We start from the raw sequence: 1,251 nt of genomic DNA on the forward strand, positions 1-1,251 counted from the left end.
GCCCAGAGCAGCGCGGCCCGGAACGGGAAGACGAGGATCGCGAGCAGGGTCACGGCGAGCGCCAGCAGCACCGGGTTGCCCCAGCGCGGGGTGGGCAGCAGCACCAACGCGAGGGTCGTCCCGAGCACGGCGGCGGGCAGCACGGTCAGCGCGCCCTCGGCGAGCAGCCGCAGCAGCACGCCGCTGCGCGAGCCGCCACGGGCCTGGAGCAGCCGGATCTCGGCCGTGCGCCGGTCCGTGCTGAGCGCCGCGGCCAGGCAGAGCACCACGACCGCGACGCCGGCGACACCGGCCGGCCCGATGGCGCCCAGCGGGGCCGCGGCCTGGTAGCGGGCGGTGGCCCGGGCGAGGACGTCCGGCATCAGCGAGGTGGCGTGCAGGTCGGCCCGGAGGGTGGCGTCGATCAGGGCGGTCATGCCGGGGCCGGCCGTGTACGAGCCGAGGACCTGGCGGGTGTGGTCGAGCTGGTCGGCGCGCAGCGAGCCGGGGTCGACGGGCAGCCGCCAGAAGTTCTGGCCGCTCGAACCCCAGCGGGACAGCGCGGTCAGGCTGCCGCCGTCGACGAAGCCGCTGGTCCAGTACCACGCGTCGTCGCCCTTGACGCCCAGGCAGGCCCTGGCCGGACAGCCGAGTCCCTCCCAGAACGGGTCCTGGGGGTCGTTGACCCGGTAGAGGCCGGTCACGGTGGTGCGCAGCGTGACGGGTCCGTCGGTGCCGCTCTCGATGACGTCGCCGACCTTGATGTTGATGGCCTCGGCGGCCTGCTGGCTCAGCGCGATCGGCAGCGGACCGTCGACCGGGGCGGGGCCCGGCCAGGTACCCGAGGTCAGCGTCGCCCGGTCGGCGAGACCGTGCAGGTAGAACAGGCCGAGCCCCGGGACGGCGGTTTCGGACAACCGGGTGAACCCCTGGTTGAACATCTTCCGCTCGGTCTTGACCCGGGTGCCGTGGACCTGCCCGGACTCGTGCAGCGGCAGCTGCCGTCCGATCTGCGCGTCGAACGTCCGTTGCAGGGCGTCGAGGGCGGGGCCGTCGTCGCCGGGGGCCATCCCGGAGGTGACCTCCAGGTTGGTGACGTTGCTGCCCAGGCCGCGGGTGAACTCCTGGAGCGCGCTGTCCGCGTTCCGGTCGGCGATGCGTGGGAAGGCCGCCGCCAGGAAGACGGTGACGAGCGCGAGGGCCGCCGTGAGCAGCGCGGCCAGCGGCATCGCGCGCAGCCGGGTGCGGACCCAGGGCGCGGGCCGGTGGGCC

Annotated in this window: 1 pseudogene; it reads right to left on the bottom strand. The window is 74.9% G+C overall.

From position 1 onward, the window contains the following. Positions 1-1,251, bottom strand: a pseudogene (locus tag ACFU6K_RS39325) (hypothetical protein); the annotation flags it as partial.

The organism is Kitasatospora sp. NPDC057512, from assembly GCF_042802135.1.
Lineage (GTDB): Bacteria > Actinomycetota > Actinomycetes > Streptomycetales > Streptomycetaceae > Kitasatospora.